General features: G+C 64.3%; 4 protein-coding genes. 3 read left to right on the plus strand and 1 reads right to left on the minus strand.

The window, feature by feature from the left end; all coding sequences use genetic code 11:
• Window positions 1-36: 36 nt before the first annotated feature.
• Together ACCO56_RS22220 and ACCO56_RS22225 are read left to right on the plus strand one after the other, a co-directional pair.
• Window positions 37-495, plus strand: a complete 459-nt coding sequence (locus ACCO56_RS22220) for a DUF302 domain-containing protein (protein ID WP_433643030.1) — start codon at window positions 37-39, stop codon at window positions 493-495.
• A gap of 138 nt (window positions 496-633) precedes the next feature.
• On the plus strand, window positions 634-1,038 hold the full coding sequence (locus tag ACCO56_RS22225; protein ID WP_433643051.1) for a pseudoazurin: 405 nt from the start codon (window positions 634-636) through the stop codon (window positions 1,036-1,038).
• Between the two features lie 52 nt (window positions 1,039-1,090).
• On the opposite strand, the gene ACCO56_RS22230 is transcribed toward ACCO56_RS22225, so the two are convergent.
• Window positions 1,091-3,376 (minus strand): NADP-dependent malic enzyme, encoded by a 2,286-nt coding sequence (locus tag ACCO56_RS22230; RefSeq protein ID WP_433643031.1) that lies wholly within the window; start codon window positions 3,374-3,376, stop codon window positions 1,091-1,093.
• 193 nt (window positions 3,377-3,569) lie between these two features.
• Here ACCO56_RS22230 and mutS point away from each other — a divergent pair, with 193 nt between their 5' ends.
• The gene (mutS, locus tag ACCO56_RS22235) at window positions 3,570-6,227 is read left to right on the plus strand and encodes a DNA mismatch repair protein MutS (RefSeq protein ID WP_433643052.1); all 2,658 of its coding nucleotides are present in this window, start codon (window positions 3,570-3,572) and stop codon (window positions 6,225-6,227) included.
• Window positions 6,228-6,351 lie beyond the last annotated feature (124 nt).

Raw genomic sequence — 6,351 nt, forward strand, 5'->3', positions numbered from 1 at the left:
GGTGAAGCTTTGGGTGGCGATCGCGAGGAGCAGCTCATGTTCAGCCGGAAATCGATAGCTGGGATCGTGATTGCGATCGGAACCTGCTTTCCAGCCTTTGGTCAGGACGCCGTGACCAGACTTGCCGCCGACGCACCCTTTGAGCAGGTCATTGCCGACCTGGAGGACGCTATCGTCAATCGCGGCTATGTGGTCGATTATCGAGGCAATATCGGCGAGATGCTGAAGCGAACAGCTGGAGATCTCGGGAATCGGCCGGCTCTCTATCGCAACGCCGAGTTCTTCCAGTTTTGCTCCGCCGTCGTCTCGCGCAAGGCGATGGAGGCAGATACCGCCAACATCGCCTTCTGCCCTTATGTGCTGTTCGCCTATGAAACGGAAGCCAAGCCCGGGGAAGTCATGGTGGGCTTCCGCAGACTCCCCCCTGGAGGCGGACGTGACGAGGTCAATGCTCTTCTGGAAGGGATCGTGCGCGAGGCAGCCGGCGAATTTTAGCTTCGCCCGACATTGACCAAGCATCTATTTATTGCAATGTTTATATATGACTGTCCTGAAAGGGCGTCGCCACCTGTTTCCATTCCGAGGGGAAAGATGTCCAAAGCACGCTTTGTCGCCACGCTGGCTGTTGGCCTCATGCTGCCCGTTTCCGTCTTTGCGGCGGATTACGAGGTCAAAATGCTCAATAAGGGATCCGACGGGGCATCCATGGTGTTCGAGCCGAAAGTGATCAAGGCGGCGCCGGGCGACACGATCACCTTCGTTCCAACCGACAAATCCCATAATTCGGCGAGCATCAAGGACGGCGTTCCCGACGGAGTCGAGGGGTGGAAGGGCAAGATCAACGAAAAGATCAGCGTGACGGTCACTGCCGAGGGTATTCACATGTTCCAGTGCACGCCGCATGTGGGCATGGGCATGATCGGCGCCATAGTGGTCGGCGAGCCGACCAATCTCGAGGCGGTCAAGGCGCTCAAATATCCTGGCAAGGCGAAGGGTGTTGCAGAGAAGATCTTCGCCGAAATAGAAGCGGGTTCCTGACCTTCTTCCACCGGACCCGGCGCATCGCCGATGCGCCGGCAACGGGTGGACTTCAGGCGCCGGCGTTATAGGCCGCGATCGCCGCCATGTTGACGATGTCGGAATCCTTGGCGGTGAGCGGGACGATCTGGACCGGCTTGTTGAGGCCGACCAGCAATGGGCCGATGACGGTCGAGCCGCCCAATTCCTGCAGCATCTTCGTCGAAATCGAAGCGGAGTGGAATGCCGGCATCACCAGAACGTTGGCAGGACCGGAGAGCCGGCAGAACGGATATTGCTGCATCAGGCGTGGGTTCAGAGCGACGTCGGCGGCCATTTCGCCGTCGAATTCGAAGTCGACGCGCCGCTTGTCCAGGATCTTGACTGCCTCCTGAATGCGTTCGGAGCGCTCGCCCGCGGGATGGCCGAAGGTCGAATAGGCGAGCATGGCGACGCGCGGCTCGTAACCCATGCGCCGAGCGAATCCCGCCGCCTCCTCGGCGATATCGGCGATCTGCTCGGCATTGGGCATGTCGTGCACGGCCGTGTCTGCCACGATGACGGTGCGTCCGCGGCAGAGCGCAATCGATACGCCTATGACGCGATGTCCGGGCTTTGCATCGATGACGCGGCGCACGTCATCGAGGGCGGTCGAGTAATTGCGGGTGACGCCGGTCACCACGCCGTCGGCATCGCCCAACGCGACCATGCAGGCGGCGAAGTGGTTGCGATCGTTGTTGATCAGCCGCTGGCAGTCGCGGAACAGGTAGCCCTTCCGCTGCATCCGTTCGTAAAGATAGTCGGCATAGATCGCGTTGCGGCGCGACAGCCGCGCGTTGATGATCTCGATGCCGGGCTTGTTGAGGTCCACGCCGGCATTGCGCGCCGTTTCCTTGATCCGTTCCTCGCGCCCGAGCAGGATCGCCGTGCCGAGCCGCTGGTTCACATAGGAGACGGCGGCGCGCATCACCTGCTCCTCCTCGCCTTCGGCGAAGACGATGCGCTTGGGCTGGCGTCGCACGCGGTCGTAGATGCGCTGGAGAGTGGATGCGATCGGGTCGCGGCGGGCGGAAAGCTCCTGGGCGTATTTGTCGAGATCGAGGATCGGCCGGCGGGCCACCCCGGAGTCCATCGCCGCCCGCGCCACGGCCACCGGAACCGCCGAGATCAGGCGGGGATCGAACGGTACGGGGATGATATAGTTGGGGCCGAATTTGGGGCGCACGCCCTGGTAGGCGGCCGCGACCTCATCCGGCACGTCTTCGCGGGCAAGCTCGGCAAGCGCCTGGGCAGCGGCCACCTTCATCTCGTCATTGATCGTGGTGGCGCGCACGTCGAGAGCGCCCCGGAAGATGTAGGGAAAGCCAAGCACGTTGTTGACCTGGTTCGGATAATCCGAGCGGCCGGTAGCCATGATCGCGTCGGTGCGGATCTCGGCGACCTCCTCGGGCGTGATCTCCGGGTCGGGGTTGGCCATGGCGAAGATGATCGGGTTCTTCGCCATGGACTGCACCATGGCCGGCGTCAGCGCGCCCTTGGCGGAGAGGCCGAAGAACACGTCGGCGCCGTCCAATGCTTCCGCCAGGCTGCGCGCATCGGTCTTGACCGCATGGGCCGACTTCCATTGGTTCATGCCCTCCGAGCGCCCCTGGTAGACGACGCCCTTGGTGTCGCACAGGATGACGTTCTCGGGCGCGAAACCCATCGACTTGACGAGCTCGATGCAGGCGATGCCGGCCGAGCCGGCGCCGTTGCAGACGAGTTTGGTCGTCTTCATGTCGCGGCCGGTCATTTCGAGCGCGTTGATCAGACCGGCCGCGGCGATGATGGCCGTGCCGTGCTGGTCGTCATGGAAGACGGGGATGTCCATCAGCTCGCGCAGGCGCTGCTCGATGATGAAGCAATCGGGCGCCTTGATGTCCTCCAGGTTGATGCCTCCGAAGGACGGTCCGAGATAGCGCACGCAATTGACGAAGGCGTCGACGTCCTGGGTGTCGACCTCGAGGTCGATGGAATCGACATCGGCAAAGCGCTTGAACAGCACCGCCTTGCCTTCCATCACCGGTTTGGAGGCCAGCGCGCCGAGATTACCGAGGCCGAGGATCGCCGTGCCGTTTGAAATCACCGCGACGAGATTGCCGCGGGTCGTGTAGTCGAAGGCCCGGCTCGGATCCTCCGCGATCGCCTTCACCGGCACGGCCACGCCCGGCGAATAGGCGAGCGACAGGTCGCGTTGCGTCGCCATCGGTTTGGTCGGGCTGATTTCCAGTTTGCCCGGCCGCCCCATGGCGTGGAACTCCAGCGCTTCCTCTGCGCCCACCGACGGGCTGGCGGATTCCGGTTTCTTGTGCACGTTCATGATGTGGAGTTCCTCACCCGTCAATGCGCTTCTTTTTGTGGAGCGTTCGGGATTAAGGCTACACTTTCGCCAGGTAAAGCGCCAAGCAGGAAACAAAAGCTTCTTTTTTTGGACACGCGTTTTCGTGAACGACGAATCTCCTATCCGCACCGAAGGCTTGTCCGTGCTCGTGCCAGGCACGGGAGCGACGCCGATGATGGAACAGTTCATCCAGATCAAGGCGGCGAACCCCGATTCGCTGCTGTTCTATCGCATGGGCGATTTCTACGAGCTGTTCTTCGACGACGCGGAGAAGGCGTCGAAGGCGCTGGGCATCGTGCTCACCAAGCGCGGCAAGCATTTGGGCGAGGACATTCCCATGTGCGGCGTGCCCGTGCATGCCGCCGACGACTATCTGCAGAAACTGATCGCGCAGGGCTATCGGGTCGCCGTCTGCGAGCAGATCGAGGATCCCGCCGAAGCCAAGAAGCGTGGTTCGAAATCGGTCGTCCGGCGCGACGTCATCAGGCTGGTGACGCCGGGCACGATCACCGAGGACAAGCTGCTTGCGCCGCAGGAAGCCAATTTCCTGATGGCACTGGGGCGCGTGAAGGGCGGCGGCGAAAATTCATACGCCCTTGCCTGGATCGACATCTCGACGGGCGCCTTCAAGGTCTCTGAAACGACGGCCGAGCGGCTGCTTTCCGACGTCTTCCGCGTCGATCCCAAGGAATTCATCCTCGCCGACGCCGTGTTCCACGATCCCGAATTGCGGCCGGTCTTCGACGTGATCGGCCGCATCGCCAATCCGCAGCCGCCGAGCCTGTTCGATTCGGGCTCCGCCGCCAACCGCATCGCGCGGTTCTTCGACGTCGCCACGCCGGACAGCTTCGGCACCTTTTCGCGTGCCGAGCTCTCCGCGATCTCGGGCGCGGTCGCCTATGTCGAGAAGACCCAGAAGGCCGAGCGGCCGCCCCTGTCTCGTCCCGAACGTGAGCAGAGCGGCTCGACGCTCTTCATCGACCCGGCGACCCGCGCCAATCTCGAACTCCTGCGAACCCTGTCGGGATCGCGCGACGGTTCGCTGTTCAAGGCCATCGACCGCACGGTGACCGGCGCCGGCGCGCGGCTGCTTGCCGAGCGCATGATGTCGCCGCTCACCGACCCCGATGCCATCAATGCACGGCTGGATTCGGTCTCCTTCTTCCAACAGGAACCGCGCCTTGCGACAGCGCTCGGCGAAAGCTTGAAGCGTATCCCCGACATGCCGCGCGCTCTTTCCCGACTGGCGCTCAACAGGGGCGGGCCGCGAGACCTCGCCGCTCTTGCCGCGGGCTTCGCCTGCGCCGCCGAGATCGTGCAACTGCTGGAGGACGCGTCTTTGCCGGCCGAGCTCGCGGAGTCGCTCGCGGCGCTTGCGGCGCTACCGGCGCAATTTCGTGAGCATCTCGAACAGGCGCTGGCGGACGAGCAGCCTTTGCTCAAGCGCGACGGCGGATTCGTCCGCGACGGCTACGACGCCGAGCTCGACGAGATGCGGGCCTTGCGCGACCAGTCGCGGCGGGTGATCGCCGAGATGGAGCGGCAGCTCATCGAGGAGACCGGCATCCGCTCCCTCAAGATCCGGCACAACAACGTCCTTGGCTACTATATCGAGGTGACGGCCAACAACCAGGCTGTCATGAACGGGACGGACGAGGCGAAGGCGCGCTTCATTCACCGCCAGACCATGGCGAACGCCATGCGTTTCACGACCACCGAACTTGCGGGTCTGGAAACGAAGATCGCCAACGCCGCCGATCGGGCGCTGGCCATCGAGCTCGCCGCCTTCGACCGGCTTGTCGCCGAAGCGGTCGCCCATGCTTCCGCCATCCGCGCCGGTGCCGGCGCGCTCGCGGTGTTCGATGTGTCGGCGGCGCTGGCGCGGCTCGCCGCATCGGAGAACCACCGCCGGCCGGTCGTCGACCACAGTCTGGCCTTCCGGATCGAGGGCGGCCGTCACCCGGTGGTGGAGCAGGCGCTGCGGCGTGCCGCCGAGAACCCGTTCGTGGCCAACGACTGCGACCTCTCGCCGGAGCAGAATGGCCGCCACGGCGCCATCTGGCTGCTCACCGGCCCCAACATGGGCGGCAAGTCGACCTTCCTGCGACAGAACGCGGTCATCGCCATCCTTGCGCAGATGGGGGCCTTCGTGCCGGCGGAAAGCGCCCATATCGGCATCGTCGATCGCCTGTTCTCACGCGTTGGCGCGTCCGACGACCTGGCGCGCGGCCGCTCGACCTTCATGGTCGAGATGGTGGAGACCGCCGCGATCCTCAACCAGGCGGGGGAGCGCGCGCTGGTCATCCTCGACGAGATCGGCCGCGGCACCGCCACCTTCGACGGTTTGTCGATCGCCTGGGCGGCGGTCGAGTACCTCCATGAGAAGAACCGCTGCCGGGCGATTTTCGCCACCCACTTCCACGAGATGACCGCGCTCGCCGGCAAGCTGTCCCGCCTGCACAACGTCACCATGCGGGTCAAGGAATGGGAAGGTGACGTCGTCTTCCTGCACGAAGTCGGCAAGGGGGCCGCGGACCGTTCCTATGGGGTACAGGTGGCGCGCCTCGCCGGCCTGCCCGAGGCCGTCGTCCAGCGGGCACGCGAGGTCCTGCACCAGCTCGAGGAAGGCGAGACGTCGGGGAAGGCGGATCGCCTCGTCGACGATCTGCCGCTGTTCAGCGCGGCGATCCGCAAGGAGGCGGAGAAACCGGCGAAGGGGGGTCCGCTGGGAGAGGCTCTTCGCGCGCTGAGCCCCGACGAGATGACGCCCCGCGAGGCGCTCGATGCGCTATACCGGTTGAAGGAACTGGCGGCCAAGGGGTCGGGCTAACCCCTCATCCGACCGCGCTTCGCGCGGCCACCTTCTCCCACAAGGGGAGAAGGGAAGACCGGTCGCAACGCCGATGCCAATCGCCAGCGTTTACGGTGGGTAGAAGCGCCAACGCCAAGCTCCA

It is taken from the genome of Mesorhizobium sp. 1B3 (assembly GCF_050958605.1).
Taxonomy (GTDB): domain Bacteria; phylum Pseudomonadota; class Alphaproteobacteria; order Rhizobiales; family Rhizobiaceae.

Excerpts from the sequence above, each read along its gene's own strand:
- ACCO56_RS22220 (WP_433643030.1), top strand. The coding sequence starts at position 37 with ATGTTCAGCCGGAAATCGATAGCTGGGATCGTGATTGCGATCGGAACC.
- ACCO56_RS22225 (WP_433643051.1), top strand. The coding sequence starts at position 634 with ATGCTGCCCGTTTCCGTCTTTGCGGCGGATTACGAGGTCAAAATGCTC.
- ACCO56_RS22230 (WP_433643031.1), bottom strand. The coding sequence starts at position 3,376 with ATGAACGTGCACAAGAAACCGGAATCCGCCAGCCCGTCGGTGGGCGCA.
- mutS (WP_433643052.1), top strand. The coding sequence starts at position 3,570 with ATGATGGAACAGTTCATCCAGATCAAGGCGGCGAACCCCGATTCGCTG.